Here is a 20,561-nt window from a genome sequence, read left to right on the forward strand (position 1 = left end):
CCGTGTTCATAGTTTTTTAGGGCTGCTGCGCAGCCCAGCGGGAGCAAGCTCCCTCGCCACAGGGTGAATCGATATCGGTCAGAGGATCCGCACCCGCAACGAGCGGCCCTTGATCTTGCCTTCATTCAGGCGCTTGAGGGCCTGCTTGGCGATGCCGCGTTCCACGGCCACGTAGGCCTGGAAGTCGAAAATCGCGATCTTGCCGACCTGGGCGCCAGGGATGCCGGCCTCGCCGGTCAGGGCGCCGAGGATGTCGCCGGGGCGGACCTTGTCCTTGCGGCCGGCGGCGATGCACAAGGTGCTCATGGCCGGCAGCAGCGGGCCGCCACCCTGGGGCTTGAGATTGTCCAGCTGGTCCCAGTTCAACGGCGCCTTCTGCAGCTGCTCGATGGCCTGGGCGCGGTGGGCTTCGGACGGTGCGACCAGGCTGATGGCGATCCCGGTTTCGCCGGCGCGACCGGTGCGGCCGACGCGGTGGATATGGATTTCCGAATCCCGGGCCAGTTCGACGTTGATCACCATGTTCAGCGCATCGATGTCCAGGCCACGGGCCGCCACGTCGGTGGCCACCAGCACCGAGGTGCTGCGGTTGGCGAACATCGCCAGCACCTGGTCACGGTCGCGCTGCTCCAGGTCGCCGTGCAGGCCGACCGCGGAAATGCCCTTGGACGTCAGATGGTCGACGGTTTCCTGGACCTGCTGCTTGGTGAAGCAGAACGCCACGCAGGACGCCGGGCGGAAATGCGCGAGCACCTTGACCACCGCGTCCATGCGCTCTTCTGGGGCGATCTCGTAGAAGCGCTGCTCGATCTGTGCATCGGAGTGCAGCGCCTCGGCTTTCACCTGCTGCGGGTCACGCATGAACTTGGACGACAATTGCTTGATGCCCACCGGGTAGGTGGCGGAGAACAGCAGCGTCTGGCGGCGTTCCGGGGTCTGCTGGATGATGTCCTCGATGGCGTCGTAGAAGCCCATGTCGAGCATGCGGTCGGCTTCGTCGAGGACCAGCGTGTTGAGGCCGTCGAGCACCAGCGAACCCTTGCGCAGGTGCTGCTGGATACGTCCCGGCGTGCCGACGATGATATGGGCGCCGTGTTCCAGGGAGGCGATCTGCGGGCCGAAGGACACGCCACCGCACAGGGTCAGGACCTTGATGTTGTCCTCGGCGCGAGCCAGGCGGCGGATTTCCTTGGCCACCTGGTCGGCCAGCTCACGGGTCGGGCACATCACCAGCGCCTGGCAACCGAAGAAGCGCGGGTTGATCGGGTTCAGCAGGCCGATGCCGAAGGCCGCGGTCTTGCCGCTGCCGGTCTTGGCCTGGGCGATCAGGTCCATGCCCTTGAGGATCACCGGCAAGCTCTGCGCCTGGATCGGCGTCATCTGGGCATAACCGAGTGATTCGAGGTTAGCCAGCATGGCGGCGGACAGCGGCAAAGTATTAAAAGCGGTGGCAATGGTGGTCACGGGACGGGCCTGCAAAACAAAATGTCGCGCAGTGTAGCAGCCTCTTGCCACTTTCTTTGAAAGTTCTGGACGAGCTGTGGAGGGCTGAGGGCCCTGCTCGCGCCTGATTTGTTGCGCGAGTACGTTGGCTCTTGTGGCGAGGGAGCTTGCTCCCGCTGGGTTGCGCAGCGACCCCAAACCGCTCGACCCGATGCATTGCGAAGCATCGCGGATGACGACTGCTTCGCAGCGGAGCGGGAGCAAGCTCCCTCGCCACAGGGAATATCACACGTTGTCAGTGCTCGATATGCTCATCCGGCCGCTTCACCCGTCGCCCGTCTTCACGAGACAGTTGAGAGAAAATCGTCGCCGCCAGCATCGCCATGATACCCACCGTCACGAACGTCAACTGGAACGCACCCAACACGGTCTCCACGCCATCGTTGCCCACCTGGGCGGTAAAGCCGCCGAGCAGGGCGCCGGCGCAGGCGACGCCGAGGCTCAGGGACAGTTGCGCCACCACCGACAGCAGGCTGTTGCCGCTGCTGGCGCTGGCGTCGTCCAGGTCGATCAGGGTCACGGTGTTCATCGCAGTGAATTGCAGCGAGTTGATCGCCCCCAGCACCGCCAGTTGCGCGAGCAACAGCCAGTACGGCGTCTGTTCGCTGACCAGGCCCATGCTCGCCAGCATCACGCCCAGGGCCAGGGTGTTGCCGGTCAGCACGATGCGATAGCCCAGGCGCTCGATCAGCGGGCGGGCCACGGACTTGGCGACCATGGCGGCGGCCGCCAGGGGCAGCATGCTCATTCCTGCCTGGGACGGTGAGTACCCCAGGGCCACTTGCAAGAGCAACGGCACCAGGAACGGCAGGGCACCGCTGCCCAGGCGCGCGAACAGGTTGCCCAGGATGCCCACGGCGAAGGTCCGGGTCTTGAACAGCGACGGTGCGAACAGCGGGTTTTCGATGTGCCCGGCCCGCAGCCAGTACGCCGCCAGGCAGGCCATGCCACCGAACAGCAGCAACATGACTCGCAAGTGCGGCAAGTGCAGTTCACCGAGGCCTTCCATGGCAATGGTGATCAGCACCATCGCCGCGCCGAACAGCAGGAAGCCCAGGCCGTCGAACCGCGTGCGCTCGCTGCCGCGCAGGTCGGGAATGAACTTCCACACCGCGTAGCAACCGATCACGCCGACCGGCAGGTTGATGATGAAGATCCAGTGCCAGGTCAGGTACTGCACCATCCAACCGCCCATGGTCGGGCCGATCAGCGGGCCGAGCAGGCCGGGAATGGTGATGAAGCCCATGATCCGCACCAGCTCGGAGCGCGGATACGCCCGCAGCACCACGAGCCGGCCGACCGGCAGCATCAGCGCGCCGCCCAGGCCCTGGATCACCCGGGCGCCGATCAGCATGCTCAACGAACTCGACAGGGCGCACAGCAACGAGCCGAAGCTGAACAGCAGGATCGCCCCGAAGAAGATCTTCTTGGTGCCGAAACGATCGGCGATCCAGCCCGAGGCCGGGATCAGCAGCGCCACCGTGAGCATGTAGGCGATGATCACACCCTGCATGCGCAGCGGGTTTTCGGCCAGGTCGCTGGCCATGGCGGGCAGGGCGGTGTTGAGGATGGTCCCGTCGAGGGACTGCATGAAGAAAGCGATCGCCACCACCCACGGAAGCCAGCGGGCGGTGGTGGCGTCGAGCGGTGCGCGGTTGGGCATGGGACCTCTTGTATGCGTATTGATCGGGCGGTGATGCTTTTGTGGCGAGGGAGCTTGCTCCCTCGCCACAGGGGCTTACAGCGTCAACGTCAACCGCTTCACCAGCGCTCCCGGCAGCAGCATCGAAGCCGTGGCCCGCTGGCTGTAGGTGCTGGCCGAGAGCAGAAGTTCCCGCTCCCGGGTCAGGCCTTCGAGTTGCGAGCCGAGCAGGCTGTAGACGCTGTCGTCGAAGCGCATGGTGCTGACCGGCGCCTGGATCTGGCCGTCCTCCACCCAGAACGTGGCAAACCGGGTCATGCCGGTCAGTCGGGCGGCGGGTTGGTCCGAGTAGTTCAGGTACCAGAGGTTGCTGATGTACAGGCCGGTGCCGAGGCGGGCGAGGATCTCCTGCTGTGCCAACTGGCCTTCGTCCATGACCAGGGCCGTGGGGTATTCGTAGCTGCTCGCGCCATTGGCGGCGAGGCCATATTCGGCGGCGCTGCGGGAGTTGATCAAGCGGGCACTGGCGGTGCCCTGGGCGATCAACGCCAGGTCGTCACGGGGATAGCCTTCGTCGGAAAAGGCCGGGCTCAGGGAGCCGCTGACCTGTTCACGCAAGCCCACGGCAGGGCTGAAAGCGGCTTCGCCGGCATAGAACTTCTGCAAGGGGCTCTGCTTGCTGGCGATCGCCCGGGCCGAGAAACCGCCCCAACTGAGCATGCCCATGATTTCTTCCAGGGCGGCGGGCGCGAGGTAGGCGCGGTATTCGCCGGGCGGCAGCGTACGCAGCGGCCGGCCGAGAAACGCCAGTTGTTCGCGAGCCTGTGCAAAGCGCCGGGCGAACCCTTCGCTGCTCCAGTCATGCCCGGCGTAGCTGGCTTTGACCGCCTGGCCGTTTTCGTGGAACAGGCTGAAATCGAAGTTGAAGCTGTTGGCCTGATGCCAGCCAAAGGCCCCCGACGAACTGGCGAAACCACGGCTGATGGGGCCGGCGGCGTAGATCCCCACCAGGTCCAGGCCTTCGGCGGCGCGGGCGATCTCGGCCACGGCCTGTTCGGTCTCCGGCAATGGATGATCCTGCACGGCGTGGCTTTGCCAGTGGTTGGAGTTGAGCAGCAGGTATGGGTCGCGAGGCAGCAGCGCCAGGGTCTCGCGAAGCTGGTGCAAGCCTTCTTCCAGGCGCTGCCTGTCAGTCTCGGCCTCGCCGGACAAGGTGATCTGCAGGTCGGCATGGCGTCCCTCGTCGATCAGCTTGAAACGGACGTTGGCCTGTTGCACCTGCCCGGCCTGGCGGACCTTGCCATGGTTGAAGCGCACGAAGGCCGAGGACTCGGCAGCGTAGCCGAGGGTGAACTGTTCAGGCTCACGCAGCGCCGCGCGCAGCCAGTCGACCAATGCCTTGAAGGCTTCGGCCTGGTTATTCATGGTAGCCATCAGGCGTCACCTCCGAACACGTCGACGTTGCTGAACACGCAGGCCGGCGACGCATGCCCGACGCGAATGACCTGGTTCGGTTCGCCCTTGCCACAGTTCGGGGTGCCCAGCACCTGGGCGGTACTGGCATCGCCCACCGCTCGCAGGCTCTTCCAGAACTGCGCGGAGATACCCCGGTAGTTGGGGTTCTTCACCACGCCCTTGAGCTCACCGTTCTCGATCAACTGGCCCCACTCGCAGCCGAACTGGAACTTGTTGCGGGCGTCGTCGATGGACCAGGAACGATTGGTGCGCATCAGTACGCCGTGCTCGATGCCCTGGATCAGTTGCCCCAGGGACTGGTCGCCGGGTTCGATGTTCAAATTGGCCATGCGGTCGATGGGCGGGCGATTCCAGCCGCAGGCGCGGCTGTTGGCGACGCCGGCAAGGCCCGCGCGAAATTGCGACAGCGCGCCACCCAGCGGGCGCAACAGCCGTCCTTCACGGATGAGGAACTGCTTGCTCGCCGGGCTGCCGTCGTCGTCATGGCTGTAGCTGGCCAGTTCTTCGGGAATGTCCGGGTCGAACGTCACGTTCAACAGGCTGGAGCCGTACTGCAAGTGGCCGAAGTCGCTGGCTTTGACGAAGCTGGTGCCGGCGTAGTTGCGCTCGTCTCCGAGAATGCGGTCCAGCTCCAGAGGATGGCCGATGGACTCGTGGATCTGCAGCATCATCTGGTCCGGCATCAGCAGCAGGTCCCGCGGGCCTTGCGGGGTGTTCGGCGCCATCAACAGTTGCAGGGCCTGGTCGGCGATTTTCGGTCCGGCGCCGATCAGGCCGCAGCGGTCGATCACATCGAAGCCACCTTGCTGGCCGAAGTTCTCGCGGCCCAGGGTGCGAGTCTGGCTGTCCTGGCCGTCGAACGCGGTGACATCCAGGGACGGGTAGATGAACCGCTGGGCCTGACGCAATTCGGCGCCGGCGCTGTTGAGGTAGATCTGCTCGACCTGGGTCAGGCCGATGCTGACCTGCCAGTTCACCAGGCGCTCGTCTTGGGGCACCGCCGCCGATTCGGCGCCGAGCAGCTGGTAGCAGTCGCTCAGGGACGGGAATGCCTGGTCGAAATGCGGCGAGAAATAATCGGCCCGGTCGCTGGCCACTGCCTGCTCGCGCAGGTCGAGCAGTGCATGGGGCTTGAGCCGGCGGGCCTGTTGCTCGGCGCGCTCCAGCGCTGCCTGCAAGCCGGCCTGGGACAGGTCGTTGGTGGCGGCATAGGCCTCCACGCCATTGACCCGCGCGGTGAGCATCGCCCCTTCGTCACGGCTCAGGCTGGGCGGTTCGGCGACATTCTTGCGCACCGACAAATGCTGGCCGGACTCGCGCACATAACGCAGGGAAAAGAATTCGGCGCCCGTGCGCAAGGCAGCAAACCGCTGCTTGAGCTGAGGGTGGAAGTCGAACATTCGGGAACCTCCTTGTCTGGACTGGCGCTGCAGCGAGGTGCGACGCATTGATGCGGCGGCTCTAGAGTAGGCCTGGCCGGGGGAGGGATCAAGGAACAAGGAAATTGTGGATGTCAGGCGGTGTGTCAGTCGATAGAGATGCTGGATAGGCCGGCCGCTTCGCGGGCAAGCCCGCTCCCACAGGTTGATCGTGGGTGGGCGCGAGATATGTGTCCACCGTAGATCTTGTGTGGGAGCGGGCTTGCCCGCGAAGGCGGCGCTGGGGGTTACTGCCCGGCTGGCGCCAGTTCACGCAGCGGCTTGCCCTTGACCGGTGCGTCGCCGGCCACGTAGTACGGAGCGGTGCTGCGCGGCAGTGGCTTGCGGCCACGGATCTTGTCGGCGATTTTCTCGGCGATCATGATCGTCGGCGCGTTCAGGTTGCCGGTGGTGATGATCGGCATGATCGAGGCATCGACCACCCGCAGGCCCTGCATGCCATGCACGCGCCCTTCGCCGTCCACCACCGCCATGTCGTCGGTGCCCATCTTGCACGAGCACGACGGGTGGAAGGCGGTTTCGGCGTGTTCGCGGATGAACTGATCCAGTTGCTCGTCCGTCTGCACCTCGATCCCCGGGCTGATCTCGCGCCCGCGGAACGGGTCCAGCGCCGGCTGCTGCATGATCTCGCGGGTCAGGCGGATGCCGTCGCGAAACTCCTGCCAGTCCTGCTCGGTCGCCATGTAGTTGAACAGGATGCTCGGGTGTTGGCGTGGGTCCTTGGACTTGGCCTGGATCCGACCGCGGCTGGGCGAACGCATCGAGCCCATGTGCGCCTGGAAGCCATGTTCCTTCACACCGTTGCTGCCGTTGTAGTTAATCGCCACCGGCAGGAAGTGATACTGGATGTTCGGCCAATCGAACTCTGGACGAGAGCGGATGAAACCACCGGCCTCGAACTGGTTGCTGGCGCCGATGCCGGTGCCGTTGAACAGCCACTCGGCACCGATGGCCGGCTGGTTGTACCAGAGCAGCGATGGGTACAGCGAGACCGGCTGGGTGCAAGCGTATTGCAGGTACAGTTCCAGATGGTCCTGCAGGTTTTCACCGACGCCGGGCAGGTCGTGGACCACCGGGATGTCGAGGCTTTCCAGCAGCTTGGCCGGGCCGACGCCGGAGCGTTGGAGGATCTGCGGCGAGGCGATGGCGCCGGAGCACAGCAGCACTTCCTTGCGGGCCCGGGCTTCGACGCGCTCTTCAGCGGCACCGACCAGGTAGCGCACGCCCACGGCACGCTTGCCTTCGAACACGATCTTGTCGGTCAGGGCGTGGGTGACGATGGTCAGGGTCGAACGCTTCTTGGCGATGTCGAGGTAGCCGCGAGCCGTGCTGGCGCGACGGCCGTTCGGCGTGACGGTGCGGTCCATCGGGCCGAAGCCTTCCTGCTGGTAGCCGTTGAGGTCATCGGTGCGCGGGTAGCCGGCCTGCACGCCGGCCTCGACCATGGCGTGGAACAGCGGGTTGTTGCCAGCCTTGGGCGTGGTCACGCTGACCGGGCCGTCGCCGCCGTGGTAGTCGTTCGGGCCGATGTCCCGGGTTTCGGCTTTCCTGAAATATGGCAGGCAGTCCAGGTAGGTCCAATCTTCCAGGCCGGGCAGCTTGGCCCAGTTGTCGTAGTCCAGGGCGTTGCCGCGGATGTAGCACATGCCGTTGATCAGCGACGAACCGCCCAGGCCCTTGCCTCGGCCACATTCCATGCGGCGGCCGTTCATGTGCGGCTCGGGATCGGTTTCGTAGGCCCAGTTATAGCGTCGACCTTGCAGTGGGAACGCCAGGGCGGCGGGCATTTGCGTGCGGAAATCCAGGCGATAGTCCGGGCCGCCGGCTTCCAGCAGCAGGACCGTGACGCCTTCGTCTTCGGTCAGGCGGGTGGCCAGGGTGTTACCGGCCGAGCCGGCACCGATGATGATGTAATCGAATTCTTGGGACATGAAAGGCACCCTCTTTTTGAGTTGGGTTCAGGTCGCGCTTGCCGGGGTGCCACGTAACCTGTGGCGAGGGGATTTATCCCCGTTCGGCTGCGCAGCAGTCGTAAACCGGCGACTGGACTTGTCTGGAGAACGGGGGGGCTTGGGAAGGGGCTGCTACGCAGCCCCACGGGGATAAATCCCCTCGCCACAACGGCGTTCACTCAAGATCTCGTCTCGGTTCAGAACACCGACGCGTAATCGCCCAGCTCGACCTGTACCGACTTGATGCGCGTGTAGTTGTTCAGCGAGCTGAGGCCGTTCTCGCGGCCCACGCCCGATTGCTTGTAGCCGCCCACCGGCATTTCGGCGGCGGACTCGCCCCAGGCGTTGATCCAGCAGATGCCGGCTTCGAGCTGGTGGATCACGCGGTGGGCGCGGTTCAGGTCGCGGGTCACGACGCCGGCGGCGAGGCCGAAGTCGGTGTCGTTGGCGCGGCGGATCACTTCTTCTTCGGTGTCGTAGGCGAGGATGCTCATCACCGGGCCGAAGATCTCTTCACGCACGATGGTCATCTCGTCGGTGCAGTCGGTGAACACGGTCGGGGCGACGAACGCGCCCTTGGCGAATTCGCCCTCGGTCAGCCGAGCGCCGCCGCACAGCAGCCGAGCGCCTTCGGCCTTGCCGTTCTCGATGTAGCCCAACACGCTTTCCATGTGGGCGAAGCTCACCAGCGGGCCGAAGTTGGTGTTCTCGTCTTCCGGGTTGCCAATGCGGATGCGTGCCACGCGCTCGACGATCTTGGCTTCGAACGCCGCCTTGAGGTGGCTCGGGACGAACACGCGGGTGCCGTTGGTGCAGACCTGGCCGGAACTGTAGAAGTTGGCCATCATCGCGGTGTCGGCGGCGCGATCCAGGTCGGCGTCGTCGAAGATGATCAACGGCGACTTGCCGCCCAGTTCCATGGTCACGTCCTTGAGCGACGAGCTCGAGGCGCTGGCCATGACTTTCTTGCCGGTGTCGGTGCCGCCGGTGAAGGAAACCTTCTCAATGCGCGGGTGCTCGGTCAGCCAGGTGCCGACTTCACGGCCGCTGCCGGTCAGTACGTTGAACACACCCGCTGGAACGCCGGCCTCGGTGTAGATCTCGGCCAGTTTGAGGGTGGTCAGCGACGTGACTTCGCTCGGCTTGAAGATCATGGCGTTGCCGGCCGCCAGGGCTGGGGCCGACTTCCACAGGGCGATCTGGATCGGGTAGTTCCACGCACCGATACCGGCCACCACGCCCAATGGCTCGCGACGGGTGTAGACGAACGAGGTGGTGCGCAGCGGCACCTGCTCGCCTTCGATGGCAGGCACCAGGCCGGCGTAGTATTCCAGCACGTCGGCGCCGGTCACGATGTCGACGTAGCGGGTTTCGGAATAGGCCTTGCCGGTGTCGAGGGTTTCCAGGGCCGCCAGTTCATCGTTGCGCTCGCGCAGGATGTCCACGGCCCGGCGCAGGATGCGCGAACGTTGCATGGCGGTCATCGCGGCCCAGACTTTCTGGCCCTTTTCAGCGCTGACCACGGCGCGCTCGACGTCTTCCTTCGTTGCACGCTGCACCAGGGCGAGCACTTCACCGTTGGCAGGGTTGATGGCTTCGAAAGTGGCGTCGCCGCTGGCATCGCTGTAGGCGCCATCGATGTAGAGTTTTTGCAGTTCGAAACGGGCCATAAAATCCTCGCAAGTGCATGAGTGGTTGGCTGCCACCGGGAGCGTGTCGTTTACAGCTGACTACGCGGTTCGGTGACGGTTCAGGAACCGAGCGATTCTGTGTGCTCTGACGTTCCTGCCTTGGCCAGTTGGAAGTCCATGTATTCGTAAGCGATCCGGTGCGCCTGGGCGGTATCGAACGCGTCTCCCGACAACGCCCCGCGCAGCCACAAGCCGTCAATCAGCGCGGCCAGGCCCCGCGCCGCACTGCGGGCCTCATCGAGGGGCAATGCGCGGCGGAACTGGCAACACAGGTTGGAATACAGACGGTGATCGTTGATCCGCTGCAACCTGTGCAGTGACGGGTGATGCATGCTGGTGGCCCAGAAGGCCAGCCAGGTTTTCATGGCCGGGCCATTGACCTGGCTGGCGTCGAAGTTGCCTTCGATGATCACCTGCAGGTGGGCCCGTGGGCTGGAATCCTCGAGCGCCTGGCGTCGCGCGGTGACGTTCTCGCTCAGGACAGTCATCAGGTACTGGGCCGTAGCCGCGATCAGGCCGTTCTTGTCCTGAAAGTAGTGACTGATGATGCCGTTCGAGACACCCGCCAGACGGGCGATCAGCGCGATGCTGGCGTCCCCCATGCCCACCTGATCGACCGCCTGCAACGTGGCTTCGATCAATTGCTGGCGGCGGATGGGTTGCATACCGACCTTGGGCATTGGGTGACTTCTCCTCGGTCTTGATGGGTGAGGAAGAGTCTATTTTGTTTTGATTGAACGTTCAATCAATAAAAAATCGAACGGTTTTCGAGAAGCAAGCACTCACGGTCCATAAAGCAAAAACCCTGTGGGAGCGGGCTTGCTCGCGAAGCGCTATGCCGCCACCCAATCGTGACGTAGACACCGCATTCGCGAGCAAGCCCGCTCCCACAGGGTTGAGGCTTAGCCCAGGTTCTTGCCGAGCAGGGCGTGGTACAGCTCGCTGTCACCGAGGATCCCGACCACTTTCTGGTTATCGTGAAGCACCAGTTTGTTGCCGGTCTGGTAACGGATCTGCAAGGCATCGCGCATGCCGATGTTGGAGTCCACCAGGGTCGGACGGCGGCCCAGTTCTTCCACCGATTGGCCCGGTGCCCAGTTTTGCAGGTCCAGTGCCGCGCCGTTCTGGCGGGCGCCCTTGATGGTGTTGCCTTCGGCCAGGTCGAGCCAGGAGTCGCCGCCCGGGTCCAGGCAGACCGAACCGTTGATGCGCTTGCAGTTGTCCAGGGTGCGCATCAGGCTGCGACCGCAGAGCACGTTGAGCGGGTTGGTGTGGGCAACGAAGGTGCGCACGTAGTCGTCCGCCGGGTTCAGCACGATTTCTTCCGGCTTGCTGTACTGGATGATCTTGCCGTCCTTCATGATCGCGATCCGGGTGCCCAGTTTCAGGGCTTCGTCCAGGTCATGGCTGACGAACACGATGGTCTTTTGCAGTTTGCGTTGCAGCTCCAGCAGTTCGTCCTGCAAACCCTGGCGGATCAGTGGGTCGAGGGCCGAGAACGGTTCGTCCATCAGCAGGATGTCGGCGTCCATCGCCAGGGCGCGGGCCAGGCCGACCCGTTGCTGCATACCGCCGGACAGCTCGTCGGGTTTCTTGTTGCGCCACTGGGTCAGGCCTACCAGCTCGAGTTTTTCATCCACCAGCTTGCGCCGTTCCTTCTCGGGACGGCCCTGCATTTCCAGGCCGAAGCTGATGTTCTCGCGCACGGTCAGCCAAGGCATCAGGGCGAACTTCTGGAACACCATGGCGATGCGCTTGGTGCGCATCATCTTCAGTTCGGCGGGGGAGCAGGAGGCGATGTCGATTTGCCGCCCTTCGTGCTCGACGAACAACTTGCCACGGCTGACGGTGTTCAAACCGTTGATGCAGCGCAGCAGGCTGGATTTGCCTGAGCCGGAAAGACCCATCAGGACACAGATTTCGCCCTTCTCGATGGACAGGCTGGCCTTCTCCACGCCGACGATCAGGCCGGTCTGCTGCAGGATCTCGGGGCGCGAAAAACCCTTGTCCAAGAGTTCCAGCGCGGCCTTGGGACGGCTGGAGAAAATAACATCGACGTCTTCGAAACGAATGATGCTCATGCGTCACCCCCTACCTTGGCGTCGGGTTGTTTGCAGATTCGGTCGAGCATGATCGCCAGCAATACGATCGCCAGGCCTGCTTCGAAGCCCAGGGCGATATCAGCGGTGTTCAGTGCGTTGACCACGGGTTTGCCCAGGCCATCGGCACCTACCAGTGCGGCGATCACCACCATCGACAACGACAGCATGATGCACTGGGTGATACCGGCCGCGATGCTCGGCATCGCATGGGGCAGTTCGATACGCGACAGGAGCTGGCGACGGGAGCAGCCAAAGGCCTTGCCCGCGTCCATCAATTCTTCCGGAACGTCGCGGATGCCCAGGTAAGTCAGGCGGATGGGCGCGGCAATCGCGAACACCACCGTGGAGATCAGGCCCGGGACCACACCCAGACCGAACAGGGTCAGGGTAGGAATGAGGTAGACGAAGGTCGGTACGGTCTGCATCAGATCGAGTACCGGACGCATCAGGGTGTAGAACATCGGCTTGTGCGCGGCAACAATGCCCAGCGGCACACCGATCACGACGCAGACCAGGGTAGCGAAGAGCACCTGGGCCAGGGTTTCCATGGTTTCCTGCCAGTACCCCAGGTTGAGGATCAGCAGGAAGGAGGCGATGACGAATACGGTGAGGCCCCATTTGCGCTGGATGAAATGCGCCAGCAGGGCTATGAGGCCGATCAAGGCCAGTGGGTTGAACCAGGTCAGCGCAAACGTCACGCCGTGAATCATCGTTTCCAGGAACAGTGCGATGGAGTCGAAGGTGCTGGCGCCAACTTGCGTCAACCATTCGACAAAGCCCGCAATGTACTGGCCTAAAGGTATTTTCTGATCAATGAGCATGGTAGTGAACGTCCGCATGCAAGGGATAAACAGCACGGGCGAGCGAACTCGCCCGGCATAACATGAGCGATTACTGCGCGAGCTTGGCTTTCACGGCCTCCAGGCCAGGTTTACCGTCAATGGTGGTCACGCCAGCGAGCCAGGTATCGAGCACCTGTGGGTTTTTCTTCAGCCAGGCCTTGGCCGCGGCTTCAGGTTTCATCTTGTCGTCCAGGACGTTGCCCATCAGCGAGCTTTCCATGTCGACGGTGAATTCGAGGTTCTTCAGCAGTTGCCCAACGTTGCTGCATTCCTGGCTGTAGCCTTTGCGCGTGTTGGTGGCCACGGTGGCGGCGCCGAAGTCCGGGCCGAAGAAGTCATCGCCGCCGGTCAGGTACTGGATCTTGAAGCGGGTGTTCATCGGGTGCGGTGCCCACCCCAGGAACACCACGTCGGTGCCGCGTTTCGAGGCTCGGTCAACCTGCGAGAGCATGCCGGCTTCGCTCGATTCGACCACTTTGAAACCGGCGTCCTTCAGGCCGAAGGCGTTCTTGTCGATCATGCTCTGGATCAGGCGGTTGCCGTCGTTGCCGGGTTCGATCCCGTAGATCTTGCCGTCCAGTTCCTTCTTGAATTTGGGGATGTCGGCGAAGTCGTGCAGGCCTTTGTCATACAGACCCTGGGGGACGGCGAGGGTGTACTTGGCGCCCTTGAGGTTGGTGCGCACGGTCTCCACGGTGCCGGCATCGCGGTAGGCCTTGATGTCGTTCTCCATGGTCGGCATCCAGTTGCCGAGGAACACGTCCATGTTCTTGCCGTCGGCCAGGGACTTGTAGGTGACCGGTACGGAGATCATGGTGGTCTTGGTCTTGTAGCCCAGGGCTTCGAGTACCACGCTGGTGGTGGCGGTGGTCACGGTGATGTCGGTCCAACCGACGTCGGAAAAGTTAACGGTGCTGCATTGTGCGGGTTCTGCAGCGTTGGCCAGCATCGGAAGACTCAGGATGGCGGCCAACAACAACGGCGTGGAACCTTTCATGGGTGGACTCCTGGTGTTTTATCGGCGGTGTCCTGTCAGGACAGCCGCACGCTTTTTGGATGTTGCGGTTGGCGGCGCGTGGGCACTCTCTGACACGCGGCCTTGCAAACGAGCCGTAACTGATCATGTACCAGCGCAAATCTGACGCCTACAGGGTGGGTCGTATCCAGTACAGGGATGGTCGCATCCAGTGTCGGTGACGTCGTTTACAGATTTTTTCCGCCCCAGGGAGCCGTCTGACACGCAGAAAAACGGCGAAAACGGAGCAAAAGAGCGGCGGCGTTGGCGGGCATGATTGCGTCGGTGTCAGACGTCGGGCACCTGGGCAAAAGCCGGATGATGCGGCCATCCCGGCGTTGAGCGTAGCAGCTCCGTCACCGGACGCTTCGGCGCCCGCACATGCCCGTTCTGGAGACTCTCGGCAATGGCAATCAGCGTGTTCGACCTGTTCAAAATCGGTATCGGCCCGTCCAGTTCCCACACCGTGGGGCCCATGCGGGCGGCGGCGTTGTTTGTCGAGGCGTTGCGGGCCAAGGCCTTGCTGCACGACGTGCGTCGGGTCGAGGTGCAGTTGTACGGTTCGTTGTCGGCCACCGGCATCGGCCACGGCAGCGATAACGCGGTGATCATGGGGCTGATGGGCGAATGGCCCGACGCGATCGATCCGTCGCAAATCGGCACGCGCATCACGCTGCTGCGGGAAACCGAAACCCTGCTGCTCGACGGCCGCCTGCCGGTGCCGTTCATCTGGTCGCGGGACATGCGCCTGATCGACGAGAACCTGCCGTTCCACCCCAACGCGATGACGCTGGTGGCCGAGGGCGACAGCGGCGAGCTGCACCGTGACACCTATTATTCCGTCGGCGGCGGCTTCGTCGTCGACCAGGCCCAGGCGTCCAGTGGTGTCGTGGATCTGGACACCACGCAACTGCCTTACGATTTTTCCAGCGCCGAGGAGTTGCTCGAACTGTGTCGCACCCACAACCTGCGGGTGGCCGAATTGATGATGGCCAACGAAAAGGTCTGGCGCTCGGAGGAAGAGATTCGCACCGGGCTGATGAAGCTCTGGCGCGCCATGCAGGATTGCGTCGAGCACGGCCTCAAGCATGAAGGCATTCTTCCGGGTGGTTTGAATGTGCGCCGGCGCGCGGCCAAGCTGCACCGCAGCCTGCAAGAGTTGAACAAGCCGAACGTCATCGGCTCGACCCTCAGTGCCATGGAATGGGTCAACCTGTTCGCCCTGGCGGTCAACGAGGAAAACGCCGCCGGCGGGCGCATGGTCACGGCGCCGACCAACGGCGCGGCGGGGATCATCCCGGCGGTGCTGCATTACTTCATGAAATTCAGCGAGGCCGTCACCGACGCCAACGTGGTCGATTACTTCCTCGGGGCGGCGGCGGTGGGGATCCTGTGTAAGAAGAATGCCTCGATCTCCGGTGCCGAAGTCGGCTGCCAGGGCGAAGTGGGTTCGGCTTGCGCCATGGCGGCGGCTGGCCTGGCGGAGATCCTCGGCGCCACGCCGGAGCAATTGTGCAACGCCGCGGAAATCGGCCTGGAGCATAACCTCGGCCTGACCTGCGACCCGGTCGGTGGCCTGGTGCAGGTGCCGTGCATCGAGCGCAATGCAATCGCCGCGGTGAAAGCCATCAACGCCGCACAAATGGCGCTGCGCGGTGACGGCCAGCACTTCATTTCCCTGGACCGGGTGATCCGCACCATGCGCGATACCGGCGCCGACATGCATGACAAATACAAAGAGACTTCGCGCGGTGGCTTGGCGGTGAGCGCGGTGGAGTGCTGAGGCACGCATTGTCGGGGCTCTCTGTGGCGAGGGAGCTTGCTCCCGCTGGGTTGCGAAGCAACCCCAAGGCCTGATCTCGCGGTGTTTCACCGTTATCGTCTAAATAGGATTTGCGACCGCTGCGCGGTCGAGCGGGAGCAAGCTCCCTCGCCACGGGTTACGCTTCAAATCGCTCGAAAAATGAGCAGCAAGACGAAATGCGCCACCTTTTAGCGCGTCGCAAACAGACAAGACACCCCATGACGAACCGGCCCTTGCATCGCGCTCGACCGTTCGTCATCCGCGCCTGTGGTGATACCCCTCGCGCAAGCGGCGCAGCCCAGTTCCCACAAGTGCTACCGAACTGCTCACAGCTCGCTGTGACAGCCGACTGTCGCCACTGATGGCGCCTATAACCCATGCCGAACGCGTGCCCTGTGTAGACGGGTTGCGATGTCGTTTTCAGGATTTATTGAATGCATATTCAATTTTAGGCACGGCATTTGCTCTACCCCGATAAAGCCCGTCTCTCGCCAGAGAACGATGGCCATAACAAGAGCCTCCGCCTGAGGCCATCACCCGCTTTGTGTGAGGAGATACCGCGATGACGACGTCCAACTCCGGGGCCCAACCCCAGAACCGTGCGCCTCAATCCATCGGCTTTTTGCTGCTGGACAATTTCACGCTGATTTCCCTGGCGTCCGCGGTAGAACCGCTGCGCATGGCCAACCAGTTGTCCGGTCGCGAGCTGTATCGCTGGACCACCCTCACCGTCGATGGCGGGCAAGTCTGGGCCAGTGACGGCCTGCAGATCACCCCGGACGCCTCGATGCACAAGGCACCACCGCTGGACACCGTCATCGTCTGTGGCGGCATCGGCATCCAGCGCACCGTGACCCGCGAACACGTGTCATGGCTGCAAGGCCAGGCCCGTCAATCCCGACGCCTCGGTGCCGTCTGCACCGGCAGTTGGGCCCTGGCCTGCGCCGGCCTGCTGGACGGTTTCGATTGCAGCGTGCACTGGGAATGCCTGGCCGCGATGCAGGAAGCCTTCCCGCGGGTCTCGATGAGCACCCGGTTGTTCACCCTCGACCGCAACCGTTTCACCAGCTCCGGCGGCACGGCGCCGTTGGACATGATGCTGCACTTGATCAGCCGCGATCACGGTCGCGAACTGTCGGCGGCGATCTCGGAAATGTTCGTCTATGAGCGCATCCGCAACGAGCAGGATCACCAGCGTGTGCCGCTCAAGCACATGCTCGGCACCAACCAGCCGAAGTTGCAGGAAATCGTCGCGCTGATGGAAGCCAATCTCGAAGAGCCGATCGACCTGGATGAACTGGCGGTGTATGTCGCCGTGTCCCGGCGCCAGTTGGAGCGGTTGTTCCAGAAGTACCTGCACTGCTCGCCGTCGCGTTACTACCTCAAGCTGCGGCTGATTCGTGCGCGGCAACTGCTCAAGCAGACGCCGATGTCGATCATCGAAGTGGCGTCGGTGTGTGGCTTCGTCTCCACGCCGCACTTCTCCAAGTGCTACCGCGAATACTTCGGCATTCCACCGCGCGACGAGCGCGTCGGTTCCAACACCACGCAACAGGTGGCGATGATGCCGCTGCCGCAGGCCCTGGTCCTGTCGCCGCTGTCCGGTCCGCTGTCGGCGCTGAGCCAGGCGCGCAACGAGTCGACGTTTGCCAGCGTAAGGCTCTGAGCCGAGGGCTTTTGTGGTGAGGGAGCAAGCTCCCTCGCCACAGGTCAGGCGCTGTGGTTTTGCTGATACTCCGTCAGCGCCGGCAACAGCTGCTTGTCGATGGCCTGGCGCACCGCCGGCAGGATGGTTGCGCTGCTGGTGTACATGTCCTTGACCATCCGTCGCAATTCATTGGCGCGTTCCCTGTCCAGGCCTCGCACGGCGCACTCGCACGCCTGTTCGGCGGTGGCGCCGCTGGGTATCTGGAGCCCCAGGGCCTTGAGCTGGCCCAACAGGTCTTCGTGGTCGATCAAATCGGCGTGCATCATGACGCTTTTTCCTTGTTCCGGGAGTGGGGTCGTGACTCGATTCTGGTAGCCACCCGGAATGGCGGCAAGGGCAAATTGTCGCAATGGCCCGGATGGCTATGAGCGTGTCGTTTTCGGCTAATTGAGCCGGATCGGGACTGGGCACACTGAGCTCCAAGCTGAATCACGATGGTTTGGTCACCTTCGCGCGACGGCTCCTCCAGTAACGCACCTGCCCCGATCCTGTCACGGCTTGATCGGGGATTTTTTTGCCTGTGTGAATCAGGCGGGATGGGGTGTTGGACAGGCCGCATCGCGCGCTAGCGCTGCAACACCCGGATGCGCGACAACAACTCATCCCGGTCCACATAGCAGCCCTGGAAGTGCCGGGCCCCGGTGGCCGGGTCGAACGCGTTGCGGGCGTGGAGGGTGCGACGGTTGTCGAAGCACCAGAGCTGGCCGGGTTCGAGCCGCCGGACCAGGCGCAACCGCGGCTCGCGGGTCAGGGCGATCAAGCGCCGATAGGCGCGGTAAAGGCCGGGCATCTGTTCGGCCGAGGTGTCGAACGGCCCCCGCAGAAAGTTCGCCATACGGATTTCCGCCACGTGCCCGAGGGCATCCAGGGCGATGATCGGTGCCAGGCAGCGGTAGTCGCTGTGGCGGTCCTTGTTGCGAAATTCCACCGGTATGCGGCACAACGCCTCGAAGTCGTCGGGGGCTTCCTGGCGCAGGGCCTCGGCCACCGCAAAACCATCGACGAAGATGCTTTCGCCACCCTGGGCGTCATTGACCAGGCAATGCAGGAACTGCAGGCCCGGTTGCAATTCACGGGTCGGCAGGTCGCTGTGCAGCGGCAGGTTGAAGGCGGTGTAGGCGTTGCTGTCGGCGTCGGCCTTGGATTGCACATTGAACAGCACGCCGAAGTTGCTTTCGCGGATGAACGAGATCCGCTGGGCAAGCCGTTGCAGCGAGCCGGGCTCGGTGGGCACGCCGCGCACCTGGGTCAGGCCGATGTCCCGTACGGCCAGCAACCATTGCAGCAACGCGTCGGCGTCTTCCATCACCGCCTGGTAGTCGAACACCGGCAAGGGCAGGTCGTGTTGCCACAGCCGGCGCTGGGGCTTGCTCGCCAGGCGCTCGGCCCTGGACGGCTCATCGTAGGCGTGGGCGCGCAACCAGCCGGGGTCGAAGCGGCTCTGATGGCCGTCCTGCCAGCCCACGCACAGGCAGCCTTCGTCGTCGAGCCAGGTCGTGTCGGGTGTCAGGTCTTCAGGCACGTCGACGATCTCCAGCACCTGCTCGCGGGTAACACTGTAGACGCATTGGGGGCACGGGCAGTTGTCCCGCAACCACTGATGATGGAATGGGCTGACCCGGCCGTCGGCCCAGGTGATCAGCACCTGATCGGCCAGAGGCTTCACGGTGTCCAGTGCGCACACCAGCGGGTAGCTGCGAAAATCGGCAAAAGCGGCGGCGGTTTTCATGACGGCTCCTGTTCGACGTCTAGCGGGCGGGCGGCAAGGCGATGACCCGGCCGATGCAGTCTGGGGGCGGCAGGTCGGATTGTTCATCCAGCAGAGCCCGGAGTTTGCCCAGGGTCTGTTCCGGGAAGGGCGCCGAGCGCGGGCCGGCCAGGTCGACGTGCAATAGCATCTGCTCGTTGCCCGCCAGCGCCTTGTCACCGCCGGCCAGGTGCAGGCTGTGATAGATATGCAGGCGCTTGGCGTCATGGCCGATGATTTGCGTATGCACCTCGACGTTGGCGTCGACCTTCACTTCGTGCAGGTAGTTGAGGTGCAGTTCGAGGGTGAACAGTGAGTGGCCGCTGGCGTCGCGGTTCTGGCTGTCCATGCCGAGCCTGTCCATCAGCACGTCGGTGGCGTAGCTGAAAATCAGCAGGTAGTAGGCATCGCGCAAGTGGCCGTTGTAGTCGACCCATTCGGGGCGGATGTGGGTTTGGTAGGTGGTGAGGGTGGGCATGGCAAAACTCCACAGATGGGGGCAGGTGTACACGTGTGTGGCGAGGGAGCTTGCTCCCGCTGGGGGCGGAGCCCCCCAAACCTGATATCGCGGTGTTTCAGAAACACCGCGTCTGCTGATTGACGACCGCTTCGCGGCCGAGCGGGAGCAAGCTCCCTCGCCACAGGGATCGCGTTCAGTCAGTAAACGCCATCCCATGTTTCGCTTTGGTGGTCTTCACCGCCTCCAGCACCGCCAGCAGGCAGTCATCGCGATAACGTTCCAGTGCCGAGATGCTGTGGTTGCCCAGTTGCGCGCTCGTGCCCTCGACCACGTCGTCGATCAGCTTCTCGGTCAGTTCCGGCGCCGGCAGGTAGGTCCACGGCAGTTGCAGCGCCGGGCCGAACTGGTTCATGAAGTGACGCATCCCGGCGTCGCCGCCTGCCAGGGTGTAGGTTAAAAACGTGCCCATGAACGACCAGCGCAAGCCGGCACCGAAGCGGATGGCATCGTCGATTTCGCCGGTGGTCGCCACGCCGTCGTTGACCAGGTGCAGGGCTTCGCGCCACAGCGCTTCGAGCAGCCGGTCGGCGATGAAGCCGGGCACTTCCTTGCGCACGTGCAGCGGTCGCATGCCCAGGAACGTGTACACCTGTATCGCGGCCTGCACCGCTTCCGGCGCGGTGTTCCGGCCGCCCACCACTTCCACCAGCGGCAGCAGGTAGACCGGGTTGAACGGATGCCCGACCACGCAACGTTCCGGGTGAGTGGCGCCCTCGTAGAACTCGCTGGGCAGCAACCCCGACGTGCTGGAGCCGATCAGCGCGTCGGGCTTGGCGGCGGCGCTGATGCGGCTGTGCAGGTCGAGTTTCAGCTCCAGGCGCTCGGGAGCGCTTTCCTGGATGAAGTCGGCGTCGCGCACGCATTCCTCGACGGTGGCGACAAAGCGCAGCCGATCCTGGGATGCACCCGGCGCAAGGCCTTGTTTCTCCAGCGCACCCCAAGCACTGGCGACGCGCTTGCGCAACGCCGCTTCAGCCCCGGGCGCCGGGTCCCAGGCCACGACGTCCAGCCCGTGGGCCAGGGCTCGGCTGACCCAGCCGCTGCCGATGACTCCGCTGCCCAGGGCGGCGAAGGTTTTGATGTCGGTGATAAAGCTCATGGTGATTTCCTGAAGTTGTTG

Annotated in this window: 16 protein-coding genes; 2 read left to right on the forward strand and 14 right to left on the reverse strand. The window is 63.7% G+C overall.

What is annotated here, in order from left to right; all coding sequences use genetic code 11:
- Positions 1 to 78: 78 nt before the first annotated feature.
- The 10 genes from VM99_03675 to VM99_03720 form a co-directional block, all read right to left on the reverse strand.
- The gene (locus VM99_03675) at positions 79 to 1,464 is read right to left on the reverse strand and encodes an RNA helicase (protein ID AKK01690.1); all 1,386 of its coding nucleotides are present in this window, start codon (positions 1,462 to 1,464) and stop codon (positions 79 to 81) included.
- A gap of 274 nt (positions 1,465 to 1,738) precedes the next feature.
- Positions 1,739 to 3,166: an EmrB/QacA subfamily drug resistance transporter gene (locus VM99_03680; protein ID AKJ97190.1), complete on the reverse strand. Its 1,428-nt coding sequence runs from the start codon at positions 3,164 to 3,166 to the stop codon at positions 1,739 to 1,741.
- A 75-nt stretch (positions 3,167 to 3,241) separates the two neighbouring features.
- Positions 3,242 to 4,579: a Zn-dependent protease gene (locus VM99_03685; GenBank protein ID AKJ97191.1), complete on the reverse strand. Its 1,338-nt coding sequence runs from the start codon at positions 4,577 to 4,579 to the stop codon at positions 3,242 to 3,244.
- On the reverse strand, positions 4,579 to 6,021 hold the full coding sequence (locus tag VM99_03690; GenBank protein ID AKJ97192.1) for a peptidase C69: 1,443 nt from the start codon (positions 6,019 to 6,021) through the stop codon (positions 4,579 to 4,581). The genes VM99_03685 and VM99_03690 overlap by 1 nt, the downstream gene beginning before the upstream one ends.
- A gap of 266 nt (positions 6,022 to 6,287) precedes the next feature.
- The gene (locus tag VM99_03695; GenBank protein AKJ97193.1) at positions 6,288 to 7,991 is read right to left on the reverse strand and encodes a choline dehydrogenase; all 1,704 of its coding nucleotides are present in this window, start codon (positions 7,989 to 7,991) and stop codon (positions 6,288 to 6,290) included.
- A gap of 218 nt (positions 7,992 to 8,209) precedes the next feature.
- Positions 8,210 to 9,682 (reverse strand): betaine-aldehyde dehydrogenase, encoded by a 1,473-nt coding sequence (locus VM99_03700; protein ID AKJ97194.1) that lies wholly within the window; start codon positions 9,680 to 9,682, stop codon positions 8,210 to 8,212.
- 80 nt (positions 9,683 to 9,762) lie between these two features.
- Positions 9,763 to 10,383: a BetI family transcriptional regulator gene (locus VM99_03705; GenBank protein ID AKJ97195.1), complete on the reverse strand. Its 621-nt coding sequence runs from the start codon at positions 10,381 to 10,383 to the stop codon at positions 9,763 to 9,765.
- Between the two features lie 222 nt (positions 10,384 to 10,605).
- Positions 10,606 to 11,784: an ABC transporter ATP-binding protein gene (locus tag VM99_03710; GenBank protein ID AKJ97196.1), complete on the reverse strand. Its 1,179-nt coding sequence runs from the start codon at positions 11,782 to 11,784 to the stop codon at positions 10,606 to 10,608.
- On the reverse strand, positions 11,781 to 12,626 hold the full coding sequence (locus VM99_03715) for an ABC transporter permease (protein ID AKJ97197.1): 846 nt from the start codon (positions 12,624 to 12,626) through the stop codon (positions 11,781 to 11,783). The genes VM99_03710 and VM99_03715 overlap by 4 nt, the downstream gene beginning before the upstream one ends.
- Before the next feature lie 70 nt (positions 12,627 to 12,696).
- On the reverse strand, positions 12,697 to 13,644 hold the full coding sequence (locus VM99_03720) for a glycine/betaine ABC transporter substrate-binding protein (GenBank protein ID AKJ97198.1): 948 nt from the start codon (positions 13,642 to 13,644) through the stop codon (positions 12,697 to 12,699).
- A 424-nt stretch (positions 13,645 to 14,068) separates the two neighbouring features.
- Here VM99_03720 and VM99_03725 point away from each other — a divergent pair, with 424 nt between their 5' ends.
- Together VM99_03725 and VM99_03730 are read left to right on the forward strand one after the other, a co-directional pair.
- Entirely contained in the window at positions 14,069 to 15,445 is a 1,377-nt protein-coding gene (locus VM99_03725; GenBank protein ID AKJ97199.1) for a serine dehydratase, read from the forward strand.
- Between the two features lie 583 nt (positions 15,446 to 16,028).
- The gene (locus tag VM99_03730; protein AKJ97200.1) at positions 16,029 to 17,132 is read left to right on the forward strand and encodes an AraC family transcriptional regulator; all 1,104 of its coding nucleotides are present in this window, start codon (positions 16,029 to 16,031) and stop codon (positions 17,130 to 17,132) included.
- A gap of 44 nt (positions 17,133 to 17,176) precedes the next feature.
- On the opposite strand, the gene VM99_03735 is transcribed toward VM99_03730, so the two are convergent.
- From VM99_03735 to VM99_03750, 4 genes are all read right to left on the reverse strand, one after another.
- Positions 17,177 to 17,440: a hypothetical protein gene (locus tag VM99_03735; protein AKJ97201.1), complete on the reverse strand. Its 264-nt coding sequence runs from the start codon at positions 17,438 to 17,440 to the stop codon at positions 17,177 to 17,179.
- Between the two features lie 299 nt (positions 17,441 to 17,739).
- Positions 17,740 to 18,903, reverse strand: a complete 1,164-nt coding sequence (locus tag VM99_03740; GenBank protein AKJ97202.1) for a gamma-butyrobetaine dioxygenase — start codon at positions 18,901 to 18,903, stop codon at positions 17,740 to 17,742.
- 19 nt (positions 18,904 to 18,922) lie between these two features.
- Positions 18,923 to 19,399: a 4-hydroxybenzoyl-CoA thioesterase gene (locus VM99_03745; protein AKJ97203.1), complete on the reverse strand. Its 477-nt coding sequence runs from the start codon at positions 19,397 to 19,399 to the stop codon at positions 18,923 to 18,925.
- Between the two features lie 175 nt (positions 19,400 to 19,574).
- Positions 19,575 to 20,540 (reverse strand): 3-hydroxybutyryl-CoA dehydrogenase, encoded by a 966-nt coding sequence (locus tag VM99_03750; GenBank protein AKJ97204.1) that lies wholly within the window; start codon positions 20,538 to 20,540, stop codon positions 19,575 to 19,577.
- Positions 20,541 to 20,561: the final 21 nt, after the last annotated feature.

The sequence above is a fragment of the Pseudomonas chlororaphis genome (assembly GCA_001023535.1).
Taxonomy (GTDB): Bacteria; Pseudomonadota; Gammaproteobacteria; order Pseudomonadales; family Pseudomonadaceae; genus Aquipseudomonas; species Aquipseudomonas chlororaphis_E.

Excerpts from the sequence above, each read along its gene's own strand:
- VM99_03745 (AKJ97203.1), bottom strand. The coding sequence starts at position 19,399 with ATGCCCACCCTCACCACCTACCAAACCCACATCCGCCCCGAATGGGTC.
- VM99_03750 (AKJ97204.1), bottom strand. The coding sequence starts at position 20,540 with ATGAGCTTTATCACCGACATCAAAACCTTCGCCGCCCTGGGCAGCGGA.
- VM99_03680 (AKJ97190.1), bottom strand. The coding sequence starts at position 3,166 with ATGCCCAACCGCGCACCGCTCGACGCCACCACCGCCCGCTGGCTTCCG.
- VM99_03715 (AKJ97197.1), bottom strand. The coding sequence starts at position 12,626 with ATGCTCATTGATCAGAAAATACCTTTAGGCCAGTACATTGCGGGCTTT.
- VM99_03705 (AKJ97195.1), bottom strand. The coding sequence starts at position 10,383 with ATGCCCAAGGTCGGTATGCAACCCATCCGCCGCCAGCAATTGATCGAA.
- VM99_03710 (AKJ97196.1), bottom strand. The coding sequence starts at position 11,784 with ATGAGCATCATTCGTTTCGAAGACGTCGATGTTATTTTCTCCAGCCGT.
- VM99_03700 (AKJ97194.1), bottom strand. The coding sequence starts at position 9,682 with ATGGCCCGTTTCGAACTGCAAAAACTCTACATCGATGGCGCCTACAGC.
- VM99_03725 (AKJ97199.1), top strand. The coding sequence starts at position 14,069 with ATGGCAATCAGCGTGTTCGACCTGTTCAAAATCGGTATCGGCCCGTCC.
- VM99_03695 (AKJ97193.1), bottom strand. The coding sequence starts at position 7,991 with ATGTCCCAAGAATTCGATTACATCATCATCGGTGCCGGCTCGGCCGGT.
- VM99_03720 (AKJ97198.1), bottom strand. The coding sequence starts at position 13,644 with ATGAAAGGTTCCACGCCGTTGTTGTTGGCCGCCATCCTGAGTCTTCCG.
- VM99_03730 (AKJ97200.1), top strand. The coding sequence starts at position 16,029 with ATGACGACGTCCAACTCCGGGGCCCAACCCCAGAACCGTGCGCCTCAA.
- VM99_03740 (AKJ97202.1), bottom strand. The coding sequence starts at position 18,903 with ATGAAAACCGCCGCCGCTTTTGCCGATTTTCGCAGCTACCCGCTGGTG.
- VM99_03685 (AKJ97191.1), bottom strand. The coding sequence starts at position 4,579 with ATGGCTACCATGAATAACCAGGCCGAAGCCTTCAAGGCATTGGTCGAC.
- VM99_03735 (AKJ97201.1), bottom strand. The coding sequence starts at position 17,440 with ATGATGCACGCCGATTTGATCGACCACGAAGACCTGTTGGGCCAGCTC.
- VM99_03690 (AKJ97192.1), bottom strand. The coding sequence starts at position 6,021 with ATGTTCGACTTCCACCCTCAGCTCAAGCAGCGGTTTGCTGCCTTGCGC.